We start from the raw sequence: 17117 nt of genomic DNA, 5'->3' as shown, positions 1-17117 counted from the left end.
GAATGCGGACCTCATGCCTCCTCCTCTGCAAAGACTTCCTCGCGCTTGCGCCGCAGCGCCGGCGACAGGACTACCGCGAGGATCAGGGCGGACACAACCAGCAGGCCGGCCGAGATGGGCCGCTCGATGAAGGTCATCGCGCTGCCGCGCGACAGGAGCAGCGCCCGTCGCAGGTTCTCCTCCATCATCGGCCCGAGGATGAAACCCAGAAGCAAAGGCGCCGGCTCGCAGTTCATGCGCTTGAAGAGATAGCCGACAACGGCAAAGATTGCGGCAAGGTAGATCTCGAAGGACTGGTTGTGGATGCTGTAGAGGCCGATCAGGCAGAAGATCAGGATCAGCGGCGCCAGCACGTCATACTTGACGCGCAGGAGCTTCACCCAGATCCCGACCATCGGCAGGTTCAGCACCAGCAGCATCAGGTTGCCGATCCACATCGAGACGACGAGCCCCCAAAACATCGGGGCGTTCTCCGTCATGATCTGCGGCCCGGGCACGATGTCATGGATCATCATCGCGCCGATCATCAGCGCCATGACGCCGTTGGAGGGAATGCCGAGCGTCAGCATCGGGATGAAGGAGGATTGCGAGCCGGCATTGTTTGCCGATTCTGGGCCGGCGACGCCTGCCGGCGCGCCATGCCCGAACCTTTCCGGGTGGCGCGAAACGCGCTTTTCGATCGTGTAGGAGGCGAAGGACGACAGGGTCGCGCCGCCGCCCGGCAGCAGGCCGAGCACACAACCGAGCGCCGTTCCGCGAATGGCGGCGGGCCAGCTTTCCTTGAACTCCTCGCGGCTCGGCATGAGCGAAGTCACCTTCGCCGCCAGAACGGGCTCCTGCTGCTTCTTGCGCCAGTTCACGATGATGTCGGTGAAGGCGAACACGCCCATGGCGATGGCCACGAACTCGATGCCGTCGGCGAGTTCCAGGAAGCCGAAGTCCAGCCGAGCCACGCCGCTGTTCACATCGATGCCGATGCAGCCGAGGACGAGGCCGAAAACCACCATGGCGAGCGCCTTCAACAGCGAGCCATGCGCCAGCGTGACGGCCGCCACCAGGCCCAGAACCATCAGCGCAAAATACTCGGCGGGGCCGAAATTGAAGGCGAAGGTTGCGAGCACCGGCGCGAAGCCGGCGATGAGCGCGGTTCCAACCGTTCCGGCAAAGAACGAGCCGAGTGCGGCGATGGCAAGTGCGGAACCTGCCCGCCCGTTCAACGCCATCTTGTGGCCGTCGAGACAGGTGACGACTGAGGCGGATTCCCCCGGCAGGTTGACCAGGATGGCGGTGGTCGAGCCGCCATATTGGGCACCATAGTAGATGCCCGACAGCATGATCAGGGCGGAGGTCGGCTCCAGGGTGTAGGTGAGCGGCAGGAGCATCGCGATGGTCGCGAGCGGCCCGAGCCCCGGCAGCACGCCGATCGCCGTGCCGACGATGACGCCGAACATGCAGTACAGCAGGTTCTCGAACGAAAGGGCGACGGAAAAACCCAGCGCCAGATGTGACAGGATTTCCATTTCAGACAAACCTCGGCAGCAGGGGAATACGAAGATCGAGCCCCGCGATGAACACCAGCCAGGTGAAGGCCGTCAGTGCCAAGGCGATCACAAGCGTTTGTTTCCATTTCATCTCGTGCTGGGCGAAGGAGGCCACGAAGACCGTCAGCGGCACGGTGATCAGCAGCCCCGCCCGCATCAACAGCAGGCCGAAAAGCACGACGGCCGTGCAGATGATCACGACGCTCTTCACATCGAACGGCGCCGGCGCCACGGGCTTGCGGTCGCGCAGGCCCGAGACGAGGATGGCAAGGCCGAGCACCGTCAGCATGGCGCTGAGAATGATCGGGAAAAAGCCCGGTCCCATGCGGGCGGCCGAACCGAACGAATAGTGTATCGACAGCAGCATGGTGACCAGCCCCGTCACCGTGAAGAAGACGCCGCTTTCGACGTCAACGTTCCCTCTCTTCTGTTTCATTTTTTCCTCCCTCGCTTGTCGCTCGGTTCAGTTCAGACCGGATCCCAGCAGAAAACGTCCTGGTTCCGGTCGATGGGATAGAAGTTGGCCTTGAGCGCGGGGATCGCATGGTGGGCAACCGTCTCGGGCGTCCATCCCTCGCTGCGGTGAATGCTGCGGATCGGCCGCGACTGCCCCATCAGGAAAATCTCATTCATGCGGGTCGCGAAAATCTGGCCGTTCACGTCCTTCGCCTGGTCGCTGGCGAGATAGGCCACCAGCGGTGCATTCTTGTCCGGCGTCACCTGCTTGCGCTGGGCGATCCGGGCCTTGTTCGCTTCAGTTTCGGGGATCGAATTCGTCATCCGCGTCCAGGCTGAAGGTGCAACGCAATTGGAGCGCACGTTGTATTTCTTCGCGTCGATGGCGATGGATTTCGACAGGCCCACCATGCCGGCCTTTGCGGCGGCATAGGCCACCTGGCCATAGTTGCCGGCAAGGCCGGAGGCCGAGATCATATGCACGAAGGCGCCGCTTTCCTGCGCGCGAAAATGTGGGATCGCGGCCCGGCTCATGTAGAAGGCGCCGTTCAGCATGACCTGGATCACCAGATCCCAGTCCTCGGGCGGCATCTTGTGGAACATCACGTCGCGCAGGATACCGGCATTGTTGACCACGCAATCGATGCGCCCGAAGGCGTCCATGGCACTTTCGACCACGCGCTGCGCACTCTCCCAGGCGGCGACGCTATCAGAATTCGCCAGGGCCTGGCCTCCGGCCGCGCGGATTTCGGCGACGACATCCTCGGCCGGATTGACGGCACCGTCGGTCCCGTCGAGTTGCACGCCGAGGTCGTTGACGACGACCTTCGCGCCTTCGCGCGCCATGGTCAGCGCGATGTCCCGTCCTATTCCGCGCCCCGCTCCAGTGACGACGGCGACCTTGCCTTCAAGCATGTTCGTTCCTTCCTAGACTGTATCGGCCGTGCCGAAGATGACGGTGCACTGGCTGGAGAGAACCCCGCCATTGCCATGGGCCAGCGCCATCTTCGCACCGGAGACCTGCCGTGCGCCGCTCCGGCCGCGCAACTGCTGCACGGCCTCGATCATGCCGAGCATGCCGTACATGCCGGGATGGCAGTAGGAGAGGCCGCCGCCATTGGTGTTGAGGGCGAAAGTACCGCCCGGTGCGATCGCTCCGCCCGTCACGAACCGTCCGCCCTCCCCCTTCGGGCAATAGCCGAGGTCTTCGAGGAACAGGATCGGCGTGATGGTGAAGGCGTCGTAGAGGATCGTGACGTCCATATCGGCGGGCGTCGCCCCGGCCATAGCAAAGGCTTGAGGTCCCGACAGCGCCGCCCCGGTCACGGTCAGGTCCTCCATCGACGAGATCGAGGCATGGCTCAGCGTCTCGCCATGGCCCAGCACGTAGATCGGAGCGACGTTTAGGTCCTGGGCTTTTTCTGCCGAGACCAGCACAAGCGCTCCGCCGCCATCGGTGACAAGGCAACAGTCGCGCACGGTCAGGGGATCGCTGATCATGCGTGCCGAAAGCACGTCGTCGATCGTCAGCGGCTCCTTCTCCCAGGCCTTGGGGTTCATGAGCGCCCATTGCCGCGCGGCCACCGCCACCTCGGCGAGCTGCTCGCGGGTGGTGCCGTAAAGATGCATGTGCCGTGCCGCCGAAAGGGCATAAGCCGAGGTCGGCAGGATCGGGCGGTAGGGCGTTTCCCAGGCATTGTATTCGCGTGGCGAGGCCGCGGCTCGGCTGACGGAGCGTTGCGTGCTGCCATAGGCGATGACCGCGACCGAGCAAAGCCCGGCCTCGATCGCCGCATGGGCATGGGCGAGGTGCGACATGAACGACGAGCCGCCGATATTAGTGCCGTCGAAATAGGCGGGGCGGATGCCGAGATATTCCGCCAGAGCCAGCGGCGCCATGCGCACCTGCGAGGTCGCGGCAAAAAACCCGTCCACATCCTGCAGCCGCAAGCCGCAATCGGCCAATGCGCACTGCACCGCCTGCGCCATCAGGTCGATCGGCGTCATATGGTCGGCAACCCGGCCGAGGTCGGATTCCGCCGCGCCGACGACGGCGACGCTGCCGCGTTTCGCACGGGTCATGCGCTCTTCTCCGTGGGTTTGAAGACGGGCATGGGCCGTTGTCCGTCAGCCAGCGGGCGAAAGGCAACCTGCACCCTGTCGCCGATATGCAGGCTTTCGGCATCATCGCTGTCGACCTGGCTCATGAGGCGAAAGCCCTCGTCGAGATCGATCATCGCCAGCGCAACGGGCGGCTCGCCCTTGTGGCGCACCAGCGTCAGCGAATGGATGGTGCCCACCCCGGTCGAAACGGCCCAGACGGGATCGGAGCCGTCCTTCGGCGAGACGAGACGCGGGGGGAAAAAAGCCTTGCCCGTCGCGTCACGCTGAAAGGCCAACTCGCCGCGCGCGGCATGTTCCAGGAAGCGCCCGTACGGGGACTGTGCGAGATTGTGCTGTGTCAAATGCGTTTCGTCCTTCATGGGGCCAGCAACGAAAAGAAGCCAGAGAGATCGCTTCCACGATCCATCGCCCAGATGCGCTCAAGGAGCCGTGCGGCCTTCTCGTCGCCGATGCGACCCGGCACGTTGTCGGTGAACTTCCGGCTGAGGTCGTCGTCCGTCAGCGGATTGGCGGTCTCGCCCCGCGGATTGAGAACGCGGCGTTCGAGGCGGCGCCCATCCTTCAGAACAATGGTGACTACACCGCTGCGCACCTTGGGATAGAGACGCTCGCAGTCGTCATCGACATGGACGCGCGTTGCCTGCAAGAGGCGCTGCGGTTCGCTTCCGACGAAGGCCGAGGGCTCGAAGTCGGCCGCATTGAGACGACCGTGGATCAAGGCCCCGACGACCGCGCAGGGGGCACTCATCTGGGCTTCGAGCAGGTTGTTTGCCGTGCGGTGATCGTGGCCATGGGCGCCGACTTGGTAGAGGCCGATGTCGATTTCTGAGACCTCGCCGGATTCCAACCGCTCCTCGGCCCGCAAGGCCAGCGTCGCATCGATAGCGGCGTGGAAATGCCGGCAGCAGGGATAGGGCTTGAAATAGGCCGCGCTGATCAGGAAATCCTGCCCCAGCCCGGCCAGAAGCGCGTCATGGTCGATCCGCCTGTCCACCATGGCCCGGAACAGGCCATCGGCCCCTTCGAGGCATTCGATGGCACCGGAAATGCCCGCCTGCGCGAGCTCGGCGCAAACGATGCCATCCCGTGCCGCCTTGCCGGGATGGAGACGCTTCACCTCGGCACCATCGGACAGGTACTGGCGGAGCCCGCCGGCGAAGCTTGCCGCCAGTCCCAACGCGTCGCGCAGCTGCTCTGGCGAAAGACCGGCGATGCGGCCGGCCGCAGCGCTCGCGCCGAACACGCCGGCAACCGCCGTGTTGTGCCAGCCCTGTCGCGCCGAAGCGGGGTGCATGGTCGAGGCGATGCGCAGCATCACGTCGTAACCGGCAACCACGCCGGCAATCAGCTCGCTTGCCGTAGCGCCGCGCTTTTCCGCCACGGCAAGCGCGGCGGAAAAGATCACCCCGCCCGGATGGGCGGAGCCGCGGGTGTGACCGTCGTCGAAATCGAGAGCGTGCGCGGCCGCCCCGTTGACGAAGGCCGCCTGTGCCGCCGGAAGCCGGGTCGGCTTTCCGATGACCGACGCGACCGTGCGTCCGCCCTCCGCCGCAGCCCACGCATGAAGCGCCTGCGTGACGGGCATGTCCGCGCCGGCAAAGGCGCAGGCGAAATAATCCACCATGGCCCGCCGGAAGGCATGGATCACCGCTCCGTCCAGATCGACGCAATCGATGTGCGCGACATGGCGCGCCAGGATGCCGCTGAGGCTGTCCGCTCCGGCCGCGACGGCGGCATTTTCAACTGGCAACGCCATGTCCGCTCTCCATCAGTCCAGCTTGATATCGCCGGGCAGCGCCGCGATCACGGTTTTCCACTTGGCGTGTTCCGCAGCCACATAGGCCGCAAAGTCCTCGGCCGAATTCGCGATCACGACCGCGCCTTCGTTTTCCATGCGAGCAGCCACGTCCGGGTCCTTCAGGGCAACGACCGCTGCCTTGTTGAGCTTGGCGATGATTTCGGGAGACGTGCCGGCGGGCGCGAAAATGCCGTTCCAAGAGTCGGCGGCGAAGTCCGGGTAGCCGCTTTCGGCGACCGTCGGCAGGTCCGGCAGCACCTTGGTGCGCGTCGATCCCGCGACCGCAAGGCCGATCAGCGCGCCGCTCTTGACGTGTGGAACGGTGGCAAGCGCGCCGCCGAACATCACGTCGACATGGCCGGCGAGAATGTCGGTCATGGCCGGGCCGGAGCCCTTGTAGGGAATGTGGACCAGATCGAGGCCCGCCATCTGCTTCAGCATTTCCATCGGCAGTATGGTTGCCGGCGAGCTGGACGCGTAGTTCAGCTTGCCCGGATTGGCCTTCGCATAGGCGACGAACTCCTCGAAGGTCTTGATGCCGAGCTTCGGGTTGACCACCAGAACCGTGGACGACGCGTTGATCTGGGTGATCGCGACGAAATTCTTCAAAGGATCGTATTTCACATTGGGATCGAGATTCGGCGTGATCGCCATCGTCCCAAGATTGCCGATATAGAGCGTATAACCATCGGGTTCAGCCGCGGCGGCCATTTGCGTGCCGATGGCGCCATTGGCCCCACCGCGGTTTTCGACGATCAGCGGCTGGCCCAGGTCGCGCCCCATCAAATCGGAGACGGCGCGCGAAACCGTGTCTGTGCCGCCACCCGGCGGGAAAGGCACAATCACCTGGATCACGCGATCCGGATATTCCTGCGCCAGGGCCGGCACTGGCCCGGCGGCAAGGCCGAGGCCGAGCACCAGGCCTGCGATAAGGACGCTTCTACGGCGATATGTTCCTTCAGCGGGCGACAAGCCCATCGACTGCAACGACACCATGATTTTCCTCCCTGATGATCAATGGATTGATTTCGGCCTCCGTGATGTCTCCTCCCACCACGGCAAGCCGCGAAAAGCGGGCGATCGCTTCGGCCAATGCCGCAAGATCCCCCTTCGGCAAATGGCGGAACCCCGCCAGTTTTCTGAGTTCCGGCACTTCGGCGATCATTTCCTGCGCGGTTGCGGCATCGACGGGCGCGATGCGGACCGAAATGCTCGGCCGCAATTCCGCGGTGATGCCGCCCATGCCGAGCACGACCACCGGACCGACTTCCGGGTCCTTGCGGTAGCCAAGGATGACCTCGGCAAGGCCGGCCTCCATCTTCTGGACCAGCACGCCTTCCAGGCGCGCATCGGGGAAGGCCGCACGGGCCTTGTGGAGGATGTCGCCGGCCACGCCGGCCACCGCCTCGGGCGAGACGCCCAGCGCCACCAGCCCGGCATCGGACTTGTGCAGGATGTCGGGCGAAAGGCATTTCACCGCCGCCGGGCCGGAGACCGGCTCCACCGCGCCGCCTGCGGCCGTGATCACCCGGCTTTCGGCAACCGGGACGCCGAGCGCCGCAAACAGCGCGCTGGCCTTGACTTCGTCCCAGTCGATGGTCCCGGCCACGATGCGCCGCGCTTCGGCCAGTTCCGCCTCTTGCAGGTCCGGGGCAACCGCGGGCTTGTGCCAGTTGAGATAGGCGTGGACCGCGTCGGCGCAGCTTTCCGGCGTGCGGAAACCGGCGATGCCGGCCTCATGCAGGATGCGCAGCCCCTCATCGGCCTGCGGCGCCAGGAACACAGCAAGCGGTTTGGCGCCGATCTTCGCGTTCAGCACCCGCTCGCAGATCATCTGCGGATTGGAGCGCGCCGACGAGCCCATGACCGACACGACCGCATCACAATGGTCCGAGGCGATGAGTTCCGAAAGGATGCGCGTATAGCGCCCGCCGCCGCTCGACCCCATCGGCAGATCGATCAAGGGAGAGTCCGAAATCTCGATCCCCTCGCCTACAAGCCGCGCGCGAAAATCTTCCGGCGGCTCCGGCACCGTGTCGCCGTAGAGGCCCAGCCGGTCAACGATCATCGCCGCCGCACCGCCGGTCGCGGTCATCATGCCGACACGCCGTCCCTCGGGCGGATGGTGCCCCTCGATGAGACGCGGCAGTTCGATCAGGGCTTCGAGTGTCTCCACGCGCAGAATGCCATTGGCGCGGAAGAAGGCTTGCGCCAGTTCGTCGGCGCCGACCATCGCCCCCGTATGCGAGGCGGCGACCTGCCGGCCCAGGGCCGAACGGCCGAGCTTGTAGGCGATCACCGCCTTGCCGGCGGCAAAGGCCTCGCGAGCAGCGCTTGCGAGGGCTGCGCCATCGCGGATCGTCTCCAGAAACAGCAGGATGACCTTGGTGTCCTCGTCCTGCGCAAGGAGCGAGACCATCTCGCCGACCGAAAGATCGGCCTCGTTGCCGATGGAGATCATCTTGGAAAAGCCGATGCCGCGCACCGCCGCACGGGTGAGCATGCTGCCCAGCATGCTGCCGCTCTGCGAGACGACCGAAACCGGGCCGGGGCGCAGCTTTTCCTCCTGCACGGCAGCATTCGCGGTCAACGGCAGCCTGCCTTGCACATTGATGAGGCCGATGCAGTTCGGCCCGAGAATGCGGACATTGGCGGCGCGGGCACGCTCGACCATGCGCTTTTGCAACGCTAGTCCTTCCTCGCCGAGCTCGGCAAAGCCCGCGGTAAAGATGGTGACCACAGGCACGCCCTTGCGGCCGCATTGGTCGATCACATCCTCGATTGCGGCGGCCGGAACCATGATGAAGGCATGATCGATGTCGAACGGCACGGACTGAAGATCGGGATAACACGGCAATCCCATGATCTCGCTGCGCCCCGGATTGATCGGAACGATCTTTCCCGCAAAGCCGGCTTCCGTCAGGTAGCGCTGCGGCCGTGCATTGTTCTTGGCCGGATCGGCGGAGGCTCCGATCAGGGCCACCGCGCGCGGCCGGAACATGCAATCGCCGAGCGACGGCCGCGCAATGTCTTTCATCCCATTCATTGGATCGTGGCCCCGGAATTCTCGACCACGACTTTCCATTTGGCCTGTTCGGCACGCATGAGGTCGGCAAGCGCTTCCGGCGTGGAATGCGCCGGCACCGAACCGTCCACCGCAAGCTTTTCGGCAAGGTCCTTGGATTCAAGTGCCACGGCGATCGCGGCATTCAGCTTGCTGATCACGTCGGGCGGCGTGCCATCTGGCACGTAGATGCCGTTCCAGGAGCCCGGCTCGTAGTCGCTCAGCCCCTGCTCGGCGAATGTCGGCACATCGGGCAGTGCGGCGGATCGCGTCTCGCCGCTGACCGCGATGGCCTTGATCGCACCCGAGCGCACATTGGGTACGGCCGCCAGCATGGTGCCGAACATAGAGTTGACCTGGCTGCCCATCAGATCGTTCAGCGCCGGGGACGAGCCCTTGTAGGGAATGTGATTGAGCTTGACCCCGGCCGCGAGCTGGAACAGCTCCGCCGCCATGTGGCCCGACGTGCCGTTGCCGGACGTAGCGTAACTCACGCCGCCCGGATCGGCCTTTGCCGCCGCGATATAGTCCGCGAGGGTCTTGGCGGGAAAATCCGGAGAGGCCATGAGCAGGACGGATTGCCGCGACAGCAGCGAGACGGGCGCGAAGTCGGCGTTCGGGTCATAGGGAAGCTCCGCACTCAGCGCCGGTGCGACGGACATGGTGGAGATACCACCGAGATAGATTGTGTAGCCATCCGCCTCGGCCCGCGCGGCAGCGACGGCGCCAATCGACCCGTTGCCGCCCGGCTTGTTCTCGATGATGACGCTCTGGCCGAACTGCTCCTGGAGCTTCTGGCCGACGAGGCGCGCCAGAATATCGGTCGGTCCGCCGGCCGCATAGGGAACGATGAAGACGATCTCGTGCTCCGGCCAGGCAGAGGCGTCCTGCGCATAGGCCGGCCCGGCCAGGACCCATCCCGAGACACAGGCTGCAACACCCAGATTGCGAAGAAATGTCATGTCAAAAGTCCTCCCAGACTGTTCTATTCGCCGGTGAAGTTCGGCTGCCGCTTTTCCCGGAACGCCGCGACGCCCTCGCGGTGATCGGCGGACGAGCGCGCGACGCTTGCCGCATAGCTCTCGATTTCGAGCACGGTCTCCAGCGACGGGCTGCACGCCGCCGCAAACATCTTCTTGGAGAGCCCCAGCATGTAGGTGGGCGCCCGTGCGAGATCCTCGGCCAGTTCCAGCGCCGTCGTTTCGAGATCGCCATCGGCGGCCAGGCGCGAGGCCAGCCCCCAATCGAGCGCCTCGGCCGCCGACAGTTTGCGGGCGGACATCACCAGATCCTTGGCGCGCCCGATGCCGAGCCGCTGGCCGAGAAAGAAGATCGAGCCGCCGTCGGGAACGAGCGCAATGTTGCGGAAAGCCTGCTGGAAATAGGCCGTGTCGGAGGCCACGATGAAATCGCAGGCCATCGCCACTGAAAAACCAATGCCCGTGACAGGCCCACGCACCGCCGCGACGACCGGCTTTTCACAGTCATAAATCGCCCGGACCGCCGCATGGCGGCGTTGCAGACGTGCCCGCGAGGCGGAACCGCCGACCTTCAACATGCCGCCGATGTCCGAACCGGAGCAGAAGCCCCGGCCCTCGCCGGTCAGGATGACCGCTCGGACCGCTGCATCCTCGTGGAAACGTCCGAAGAGGTCGGTCAAGGCCGCATACATGTCATCGGTGAGCGCATTGAGCTTGTCGGGACGGTTGAGACGAACCTCGACAACGCCCTCGGACTTTTGTGACACCAGCACCTCGCCGGATGAAGGGAAAGCCAGGTTCACTGCGCGCTCTCCCCCTTGGGCTCGCCCCGGGGCGGGCGCTGCGGGAAGCGGCGCTCGAAGATCGATTCCGCCATGCGGTTGCGCAGCATTTCCAGCGAACCGCCGGCGATCATCCATCCCCGCGAACGGCGGAAGCAATATTCGATCAGGGCCTCGCGCGAATAGCCGAGGCCCCCCATGATCTGGATCGCCTCATTGGTCGCATTGAAGCCCACCTGGTTGCACATCAGCTTGGCCATGGTCGTCTCGTCCGAAGAGGGCAGTCCGTCGTCGGCATTGCTTGCCGCCTGATAGAGCAGCAGCTGAGCCGCCTCGATCCCCACCTTCATGTCGGCGAACTTCCACTGCAGGCCCTGGAACTCGCAAAGCGGGCGGCCGAACTGGGTGCGCTCGGTCGCATAGCGCCGCGCCTCGTTGAAGCAGTAGCGGCCATAGGCCAGCGAGCGGGCGGCATTGCCGATGCGCTCGGCGTTGAAGCCCGAAATCTGCTTCTTGAAGCCTCCGGCGGGAAGCAGCACATCTTCCGGCGGAACATAGACATTGTCGAAGAACAGCGGCGCCCAGGCGGCACCCGACATGAATTGCGACGTCTTGCCCATCGAGAAGCCGGGCGTGTCGCGGCGGATCATGACCGAGCCGATGCCACCGACGCCCGGCCCGAAACGCACATAGACCAGGTAGGTATCGGCGTGTGGGTTCGGGAATACCTTCGAACCCTTGATGCGGAAGCCCTCGCCATCCGGAGTTGCGGTCGTCTTGAGGTCGGTGGTCGCCGAACCGGCATCAGGCTCCGTCATGCCGACGGCAATGATCTCGCGCCCTTCCAGAACGGGCTTCAGGAACCGCTCCTTCTGGTCGGCGCTGGCATATTGCGCCAAGGTCCGGACGGCGCCGAAATTGCCTTCCTGGATGATGTCGGCGCTGCGCGGGCAAACCAGCGCGATCTGCTCGATCGCGATGACCGCATCCATCAGGGTGCCGCCCTGACCGCCGTCGGCCTCGGGCATCGTGATGCCCATCAAACCCTTCTCGTAGAACATCCGCGCCATTTCACGGGGAAATTCTTCGAGATGCGCGCGCTCCAGAGCGCCGTCCTTGAGGGTCTTGAGCGCAAAGTTCCGAACCGATTCCGCAAAGAGGTTCTGCTCGGCGGTAAAAGAGAAGTTCATCCAGCAATTCTCCACTATGTGGTTTCTGAACGATGAATAATGGCGTAAAATCGACATGTCAATCCATTATATGGAATAAAATCCGTTAGAGAGCACTTCACGGCCCTCTTCATTCACTATGCGGAATGCACCCACTTGCAGACCTTCCAGCCGAAGGCGCTCGCCGGGGAAAACCGGGGCCGACAGGCGGCCGCGAATTGCCGTCAGCGGACGGCCCAGCGCACGCGCAACGGCGTGGCCCGCCATGCCTATCGTGGCGAGCCCATGCAGGACGGGACGGGCGAAGCCTGCGCGCCGTGCGGAATCGGGATCGGAATGCAGCGGGTTCATGTCGCCGGACAGGCGGTAGATCAGGGCCTGCTGGGGCGATGTCGGCAGGTCGATCTCGAAATCGGCCGGCCTACCGGGCTGCCACGGTGTGGCATCGGAAACCTCCGGGATAGGATCGTGCCTCCCGTCCTTTGCGAAACCACCCTCGCCCCGGCAGAAGGTCAGTTGCTCGAATTCCGCCAGCAATTGCCCGGTCCCGGCATCGCGCAGTTCCCGCAGCACCGTCACCAGAGCCCCGCGGCCTTCGCCCTTGTCGGTGATCCGGATGACGCGATGATCCCCCCGGACACGCCCTTCCGGCGGCAAGGGCGCATGCAAACGCAGCGTCATTTCACCCACCATGGTACGGCGATAGTCGATGCCGACATCCGGCTCGCGCATCCATGGTCCCAAGCGCGCCAACGTCGTCGCCATCATCGGCTCCGCCGCGGGCGGATCGACCGCCACATAGCGCAGCGCGTGGGCGTCGAGCGGGTCAGCGCCGAGGTTGAGGCCAAGCCCGTATAATATCGTGTCGCGACGCGCATACTCTTGGAAAACCGGAGAAAACACCCGCGCCTTAAGACGGTCGTAGTCGATCATCGTCCCTCACTTCCTTCTGGCAGAATTGCAGCAATGCGTCTTCGAAAGCGCCCGGGGTTTCCAGCATCAGCCAATGCGCCGCGTTGGGAACGGTCGTGACTTCGGCGCCAGGGCAGGCATCGGCGATTGCCGCATAGCGCTGCGGGAGAACGGAGGCGTGATAGGGATCGAACGCGCCGAAAAGCACGCGCACAGGGCAATCGACCAGCCGCAGGTAATCGACGATCATTTCACGGCGCGAAAACCGGCGCACGTTTATCCGGTTGGCGCGCAGCATCTCCTCCATCATGGCCAGCACCGGCTCGTCTTCGAGGAACGGAGATCGATTCAGCATGATCCGCTCAAGGTTCACCGCCAGCCCCGCCCGCAGGCCGCTCACCTTGGCAGCCGTCGCCGCAGCCTCGCGCGCGTCGGCCATTTCGGGTGTATGCGCACCAAAACCCGCCGGGCTGACCAGCATCAACCGTGCCGGCCGGCATTTCAACGCGACTGCCGCGGCAACCAGCGCCCCAAAAGAAAAACCGACCAATGTGATGTCGCGCCACGGCAAGGCTTTGACGAAGCCGGCGATCGGATCGGCAATGGCGGCCAGATCCTCGCCGGGCGGCAGATCCGAAGCACCGAACCCCGGAAGATCGGGAGCAACGATGGCCAGGCGCTCCCCGAGCCGATCCAGGTTTGCACCGAAATGCCGCCAATCCCCGCTGCCGCCATGCAGCAGCACGCAGCCGGAGGATTGATCTTTCCACCCAGCTGTGCCCACATAGTGGATAGACAACGCTGAATGCTCTCGCCCGGATTCTCCGCCGACAAAGCGTGCGTCACTGTCGGGAGCAAAACGATCAAAGACCAGGCCTATCCCGGCCGCATCGGAAGGGTTCATGATTACGCGCCGATCCTTGACCATGGCAGCCCTTCGTCATATATTCCATTATATGGGTTTTTTGATACCTAACATCGCGAGACACGGATAATCAACCCAAATGTTGAAAGATCAGGACGTCACGGCCATTCCTTCGGGAAAGGGCTGGGAGAAATATCTCGAAGTCGCGGCGCCGCAGGGTGCCCAGGGAACCGTCAGGATCGCAGCCCTTCTGCGCATCGTCGCGGCATATAATGCGGCTGGCATGAAGATCAGCGAGGTGGCCGATCTCGCCCGGCTGGAGCAGCCGACGGCGCATCGCATCGTTACCGCCTTGCACAGTGTGGGATTCCTCTCGCGAAACCCAGAGACGCGCCGCTACCATCTCGGCCCGCTGCTGTTCGAGCTCTTCACGACGGCTTTCCCGCATTTCAATATTCGCGACGTCTGCCTCCCGTCCATGAAGACGCTCGCGGAGGACTTGGGCGACACGGTCTACCTGACCGTGCGCAGGGGGTTCGACGGCATTTGCGTCGAGCGCCAGGAGGGCAGCTACCCGATCCGGACCTGCACGGTCGACGTCGGCCGCAAGCGACCGCTCGGTATCGGCGCCGGCAGCCTTGCCCTTCTTGCAGCACACAGCGCAAGCGAGGCCGAGACCATCATCGAACACAATCGCGATCGATACACGCCCTTCAACACGTCCGCGGAGGCGGTGCAGGCGACTGTCGAGAAGATCCGCGCACAGGGCTTTATCTATCAGGACGTGCTCAACACGCCCGAGATCAAGACGGTGGCGCTGGCCATAACCGGGCATACGGGACATCCCTTTGCCGGGCTGAGCATCACCGCCATCGCCACCCGCATTCCGGAAGAGCGGGCCACCGTGCTGCTGGACCACCTACGCCAGCGGATCAAGCAGATCGCGGATCTCATTTCCGAGCAGGGATACGTCTAGTTCGGTTCGGCGTCAGATGCACCGCCTAATGCGGTGCCTCCGACGTATCGAAGCCGCAAAAAAGGCAAGCGGGGCTTTTCGCCCCGCCCACCCATTACCAAGCCACAGGACCATCCTCGTCCGAGAACGTGCCGGTCGGACCATCGGGTCCGAGGAGGGCGAGCCTTACGGCTTGCCGGGCGCCCTGCTCGACCGTGCGCGTTCCGCGGAAACCGTTGAGATCGGTGGCCGTGAAGCCGGGGCATGCTGCGTTGACCTTGATGTTGGTGTTCTCAAGCTCGATTGCGAAAGCCAGCGTCACGGCGTGAACGGTGGCCTTGGAAGGGCTGTATGCCGCGCCGAAGACATGGCGGTATTCGAAGGTCGGGTTTGCATTCAGCGTGAGGGATCCGGACGAGCTTCCGAGGTTGACGATCCGGCCGGCGGGCGCCTGCCGGAGGAGCGGCAGCATGGCCTTCGTCACGGCCATGAGGCCGAAGACATTCGTCTCGTAGATTGCCCGGATATAGTCCATGGACGCCGTGCTCGGGACATTCTGCTTCAGGCGCTCCTCGAAGGAGGTTCCGGGCTCCGCCGTGCTGGCTATGCCCGCATTGTTCACAAGCACGTCGAGGCGGCCGAATTCCGTTTGGATGCGTTCGGCAGCGGCTGCGATGGACGCCTCGTTCGTGACATCGAGCTGGATGGCGATGGCGTCACCGGCAATGTCGGCGGCCGCCTCCTCGCCTTTCGCAAGGTCGCGGCTCCCCACGAGGACCGTCAGGCCCTTGGCGGCAAGCTCCCTTGCGATCTGGCGTCCAATACCCTTATTGGCGCCCGTGACAAGGGCGACTGGCTTGTCGTGCATTTTCGTTCTCCTGGATTGTTCCTATGGCCAACCGCGCGCTGTTGGTTTAGACAAAGGTAACCGGAACCATGATCCGAATATATGGAACGTTGTTCCGTTTAACAAGTGGGAAACTGTGATGAACGACGGTTCCGAAATTGCGAACACATTCGGGGATGGTGACGGCGCCGACCGCAAGCACCTGCGCGCCGACGCGCGGCGCAACATCGACGACCTTCTCGTTGCGGCGATGGCGGTCTTTTCGAAGTCAGGTGTCGATGCACCGGTCCGGGAAATCGCGAAGGAAGCCGGTGTGGGCGTCGGCACGCTCTACCGCCACTTCCCACAGCGCTCCGATCTCATCAAGGAGGTGTTCCGGCGCGAGATCGATGCCTGCGCCGATGCGGCCGCAACGCTTTCGCAGGACAACGCGCCCTTCGAGGCGCTGGCCAAATGGATGAACCGTTACGTCGCGTTCATCGCAGCCAAGCGGGGTCTCGCCGCAGCGCTGCATTCCGGCGACCCTGCCTATGAAGCCCTTCCCGCCTATTTCGAGAAAAAGCTGCGCCCCGCCCTGCAGGGGCTTCTCGACAGGGCGGTCGAGGCTGGCGAGATCCGAGACGGCCTGAAGCCGAACGAGTTGCTGCGCGCGGTCGCCAGCCTCTCCAATCCCGCGCCGGACGTCGGCACAGACTTTACCGACAATATGATGCGGCTGATGCTGGACGGCATGCGGCGCGGCGCGGGCGACAAATAGGAGCAGCGCCTATTCCTTGATCGGCCTGCCGGTGCACAGGAGATCATATACGTCCGCGGCCGTCGTCTCGCGTCCGTAGTCGGCCAGTTGAAAGCTCTCCGCGAAGCGCGGCGCTTCGGCTTCGCTGTCGAGCGCGGCCAGCGCCGTGAGCATATCCGGGCTGGCATACATGAATTCCGCCCAGTTTTTCAGGATGAAGGCGCGGCGCTCTTCCCAGCTCGATTGAGCGATCGTGTCGTTGCGCATGCCCCGCTCGTAGAGGGCGAATTCGTAGAACTGGCTGGCATGTTCGTCGCACGCCTTCAGTTTCTGGTCGATAAACGGATCCACGCCGATAACGACATCATGGCGATGGGCTTCGATGGCCCAGTGGTCGGTGATCTTGAGGCAGATGGGCGGCTTTGCAAGTGCGGGCATGCCGGGCACGACATTGGCATTGGCAAAGAACCCGGCGGCCTCGCGCACCGCCCGCCCGGCCATGCGGTTGTCGGTATGGCCGGGACAATCGTCATGGAACGTAATGACGATATCGGCCTGCCACCGCCGCACCGATGCGATGAGGGCTCTGCGCAGGGCTGCGTCGGGCATCAGTTCGCCGTCGTGGATATTCAGGATTTCGTAGTCCAGCACACCCAGATGGCGTGCCGCCGCATAGGCCTCGTTCGCCCTTCGGCGGCGCAGGGGTTTGCGTGAAACCTGGTGATGCCCCGCGTCACCATTGGTGAGCGACAGATATTTTACCGCCGCGCCGGCGCGCGCCAGTCGGGCCGTCGTGCCGCCGGTGTAGAGCTCCGCCTCATCGGGATGCGCGACGACGACGATGACCTTGAGGGGATAAGACATTCTGAAACTCCTGGAAAATGAATG

At 64.1% G+C, this 17117-nt stretch carries 17 protein-coding genes; 2 read left to right on the top strand and 15 right to left on the bottom strand.

What is annotated here, in order from left to right:
• Positions 1–11: 11 nt before the first annotated feature.
• From J2Y63_RS00840 to J2Y63_RS00780, 13 genes are all read right to left on the bottom strand, one after another.
• On the bottom strand, positions 12–1520 hold the full coding sequence (locus J2Y63_RS00840) for a tripartite tricarboxylate transporter permease (RefSeq protein ID WP_256115108.1): 1509 nt from the start codon (positions 1518–1520) through the stop codon (positions 12–14).
• A gap of 1 nt (position 1521) precedes the next feature.
• The gene (locus tag J2Y63_RS00835; protein WP_435264492.1) at positions 1522–1977 is read right to left on the bottom strand and encodes a tripartite tricarboxylate transporter TctB family protein; all 456 of its coding nucleotides are present in this window, start codon (positions 1975–1977) and stop codon (positions 1522–1524) included.
• A gap of 32 nt (positions 1978–2009) precedes the next feature.
• On the bottom strand, positions 2010–2912 hold the full coding sequence (locus J2Y63_RS00830) for an SDR family NAD(P)-dependent oxidoreductase (protein WP_435264491.1): 903 nt from the start codon (positions 2910–2912) through the stop codon (positions 2010–2012).
• Between the two features lie 12 nt (positions 2913–2924).
• Positions 2925–4079: a thiolase gene (locus J2Y63_RS00825; RefSeq protein ID WP_435264490.1), complete on the bottom strand. Its 1155-nt coding sequence runs from the start codon at positions 4077–4079 to the stop codon at positions 2925–2927.
• Positions 4076–4462 (bottom strand): Zn-ribbon domain-containing OB-fold protein, encoded by a 387-nt coding sequence (locus J2Y63_RS00820; RefSeq protein ID WP_435264489.1) that lies wholly within the window; start codon positions 4460–4462, stop codon positions 4076–4078. The genes J2Y63_RS00825 and J2Y63_RS00820 overlap by 4 nt, the downstream gene beginning before the upstream one ends.
• A 14-nt stretch (positions 4463–4476) precedes the next feature.
• Positions 4477–5877 carry an MmgE/PrpD family protein gene (locus J2Y63_RS00815; RefSeq protein ID WP_435264488.1) on the bottom strand — a complete coding sequence of 467 codons (1401 nt, stop codon included), beginning with the start codon at positions 5875–5877 and terminating at the stop codon, positions 4477–4479.
• A 12-nt stretch (positions 5878–5889) separates the two neighbouring features.
• Positions 5890–6915, bottom strand: a complete 1026-nt coding sequence (locus tag J2Y63_RS00810; RefSeq protein WP_435264487.1) for a Bug family tripartite tricarboxylate transporter substrate binding protein — start codon at positions 6913–6915, stop codon at positions 5890–5892.
• Positions 6878–8956 (bottom strand): acetate--CoA ligase family protein, encoded by a 2079-nt coding sequence (locus tag J2Y63_RS00805; RefSeq protein WP_435264486.1) that lies wholly within the window; start codon positions 8954–8956, stop codon positions 6878–6880. Before J2Y63_RS00805 ends, J2Y63_RS00810 begins: the two co-directional genes overlap by 38 nt.
• A gap of 5 nt (positions 8957–8961) precedes the next feature.
• Complete coding sequence (locus J2Y63_RS00800) at positions 8962–9945, bottom strand: Bug family tripartite tricarboxylate transporter substrate binding protein (protein ID WP_435264485.1); 984 nt, start codon at positions 9943–9945, stop codon at positions 8962–8964.
• Between the two features lie 23 nt (positions 9946–9968).
• Positions 9969–10766, bottom strand: a complete 798-nt coding sequence (locus J2Y63_RS00795; protein ID WP_256115118.1) for an enoyl-CoA hydratase/isomerase family protein — start codon at positions 10764–10766, stop codon at positions 9969–9971.
• Entirely contained in the window at positions 10763–11935 is a 1173-nt protein-coding gene (locus J2Y63_RS00790) for an acyl-CoA dehydrogenase family protein (protein ID WP_435264484.1), read from the bottom strand. Before J2Y63_RS00790 ends, J2Y63_RS00795 begins: the two co-directional genes overlap by 4 nt.
• A gap of 66 nt (positions 11936–12001) precedes the next feature.
• On the bottom strand, positions 12002–12847 hold the full coding sequence (locus J2Y63_RS00785) for a MaoC/PaaZ C-terminal domain-containing protein (protein ID WP_435264483.1): 846 nt from the start codon (positions 12845–12847) through the stop codon (positions 12002–12004).
• The gene (locus J2Y63_RS00780; RefSeq protein WP_435264482.1) at positions 12825–13754 is read right to left on the bottom strand and encodes an alpha/beta fold hydrolase; all 930 of its coding nucleotides are present in this window, start codon (positions 13752–13754) and stop codon (positions 12825–12827) included. The genes J2Y63_RS00785 and J2Y63_RS00780 overlap by 23 nt, the downstream gene beginning before the upstream one ends.
• A 76-nt stretch (positions 13755–13830) precedes the next feature.
• Between J2Y63_RS00780 and J2Y63_RS00775 the strand changes: the two genes are divergently transcribed.
• Positions 13831–14667: an IclR family transcriptional regulator gene (locus tag J2Y63_RS00775; protein ID WP_435264481.1), complete on the top strand. Its 837-nt coding sequence runs from the start codon at positions 13831–13833 to the stop codon at positions 14665–14667.
• Between the two features lie 94 nt (positions 14668–14761).
• On the opposite strand, the gene J2Y63_RS00770 is transcribed toward J2Y63_RS00775, so the two are convergent.
• A complete protein-coding gene (locus J2Y63_RS00770; protein ID WP_435264480.1) occupies positions 14762–15514 on the bottom strand; it encodes an SDR family oxidoreductase in 753 nt (250 codons plus the stop codon).
• Between the two features lie 118 nt (positions 15515–15632).
• Here J2Y63_RS00770 and J2Y63_RS00765 point away from each other — a divergent pair, with 118 nt between their 5' ends.
• Positions 15633–16250, top strand: a complete 618-nt coding sequence (locus J2Y63_RS00765) for a TetR/AcrR family transcriptional regulator (RefSeq protein WP_435264479.1) — start codon at positions 15633–15635, stop codon at positions 16248–16250.
• A gap of 9 nt (positions 16251–16259) precedes the next feature.
• On the opposite strand, the gene J2Y63_RS00760 is transcribed toward J2Y63_RS00765, so the two are convergent.
• Positions 16260–17093 (bottom strand): PIG-L deacetylase family protein, encoded by an 834-nt coding sequence (locus J2Y63_RS00760; RefSeq protein WP_435264478.1) that lies wholly within the window; start codon positions 17091–17093, stop codon positions 16260–16262.
• Between the last annotated feature and the right edge of the window lie 24 nt (positions 17094–17117).

The sequence above is a fragment of the Shinella sp. BE166 genome (genome assembly GCF_051201095.1).
GTDB lineage: Bacteria > Pseudomonadota > Alphaproteobacteria > Rhizobiales > Rhizobiaceae > Shinella > Shinella lacus.
The sequence above is the reverse complement of the archived record's forward strand: the minus strand, read 5'-3'. Positions and strand labels throughout refer to the sequence as shown.

Coding starts and splice junctions, on each gene's coding strand:
- J2Y63_RS00840 (WP_256115108.1), bottom strand. CDS start 1,520: ATGGAAATCCTGTCACATCTGGCGCTGGGTTTTTCCGTCGCCCTTTCG.
- J2Y63_RS00835 (WP_435264492.1), bottom strand. CDS start 1,977: ATGAAACAGAAGAGAGGGAACGTTGACGTCGAAAGCGGCGTCTTCTTC.
- J2Y63_RS00830 (WP_435264491.1), bottom strand. CDS start 2,912: ATGCTTGAAGGCAAGGTCGCCGTCGTCACTGGAGCGGGGCGCGGAATA.
- J2Y63_RS00825 (WP_435264490.1), bottom strand. CDS start 4,079: ATGACCCGTGCGAAACGCGGCAGCGTCGCCGTCGTCGGCGCGGCGGAA.
- J2Y63_RS00815 (WP_435264488.1), bottom strand. CDS start 5,877: ATGGCGTTGCCAGTTGAAAATGCCGCCGTCGCGGCCGGAGCGGACAGC.
- J2Y63_RS00810 (WP_435264487.1), bottom strand. CDS start 6,915: ATGGTGTCGTTGCAGTCGATGGGCTTGTCGCCCGCTGAAGGAACATAT.
- J2Y63_RS00805 (WP_435264486.1), bottom strand. CDS start 8,956: ATGAAAGACATTGCGCGGCCGTCGCTCGGCGATTGCATGTTCCGGCCG.
- J2Y63_RS00800 (WP_435264485.1), bottom strand. CDS start 9,945: ATGACATTTCTTCGCAATCTGGGTGTTGCAGCCTGTGTCTCGGGATGG.
- J2Y63_RS00790 (WP_435264484.1), bottom strand. CDS start 11,935: ATGAACTTCTCTTTTACCGCCGAGCAGAACCTCTTTGCGGAATCGGTT.
- J2Y63_RS00785 (WP_435264483.1), bottom strand. CDS start 12,847: ATGATCGACTACGACCGTCTTAAGGCGCGGGTGTTTTCTCCGGTTTTC.
- J2Y63_RS00780 (WP_435264482.1), bottom strand. CDS start 13,754: ATGGTCAAGGATCGGCGCGTAATCATGAACCCTTCCGATGCGGCCGGG.
- J2Y63_RS00775 (WP_435264481.1), top strand. CDS start 13,831: ATGTTGAAAGATCAGGACGTCACGGCCATTCCTTCGGGAAAGGGCTGG.
- J2Y63_RS00770 (WP_435264480.1), bottom strand. CDS start 15,514: ATGCACGACAAGCCAGTCGCCCTTGTCACGGGCGCCAATAAGGGTATT.
- J2Y63_RS00765 (WP_435264479.1), top strand. CDS start 15,633: ATGAACGACGGTTCCGAAATTGCGAACACATTCGGGGATGGTGACGGC.
- J2Y63_RS00760 (WP_435264478.1), bottom strand. CDS start 17,093: ATGTCTTATCCCCTCAAGGTCATCGTCGTCGTCGCGCATCCCGATGAG.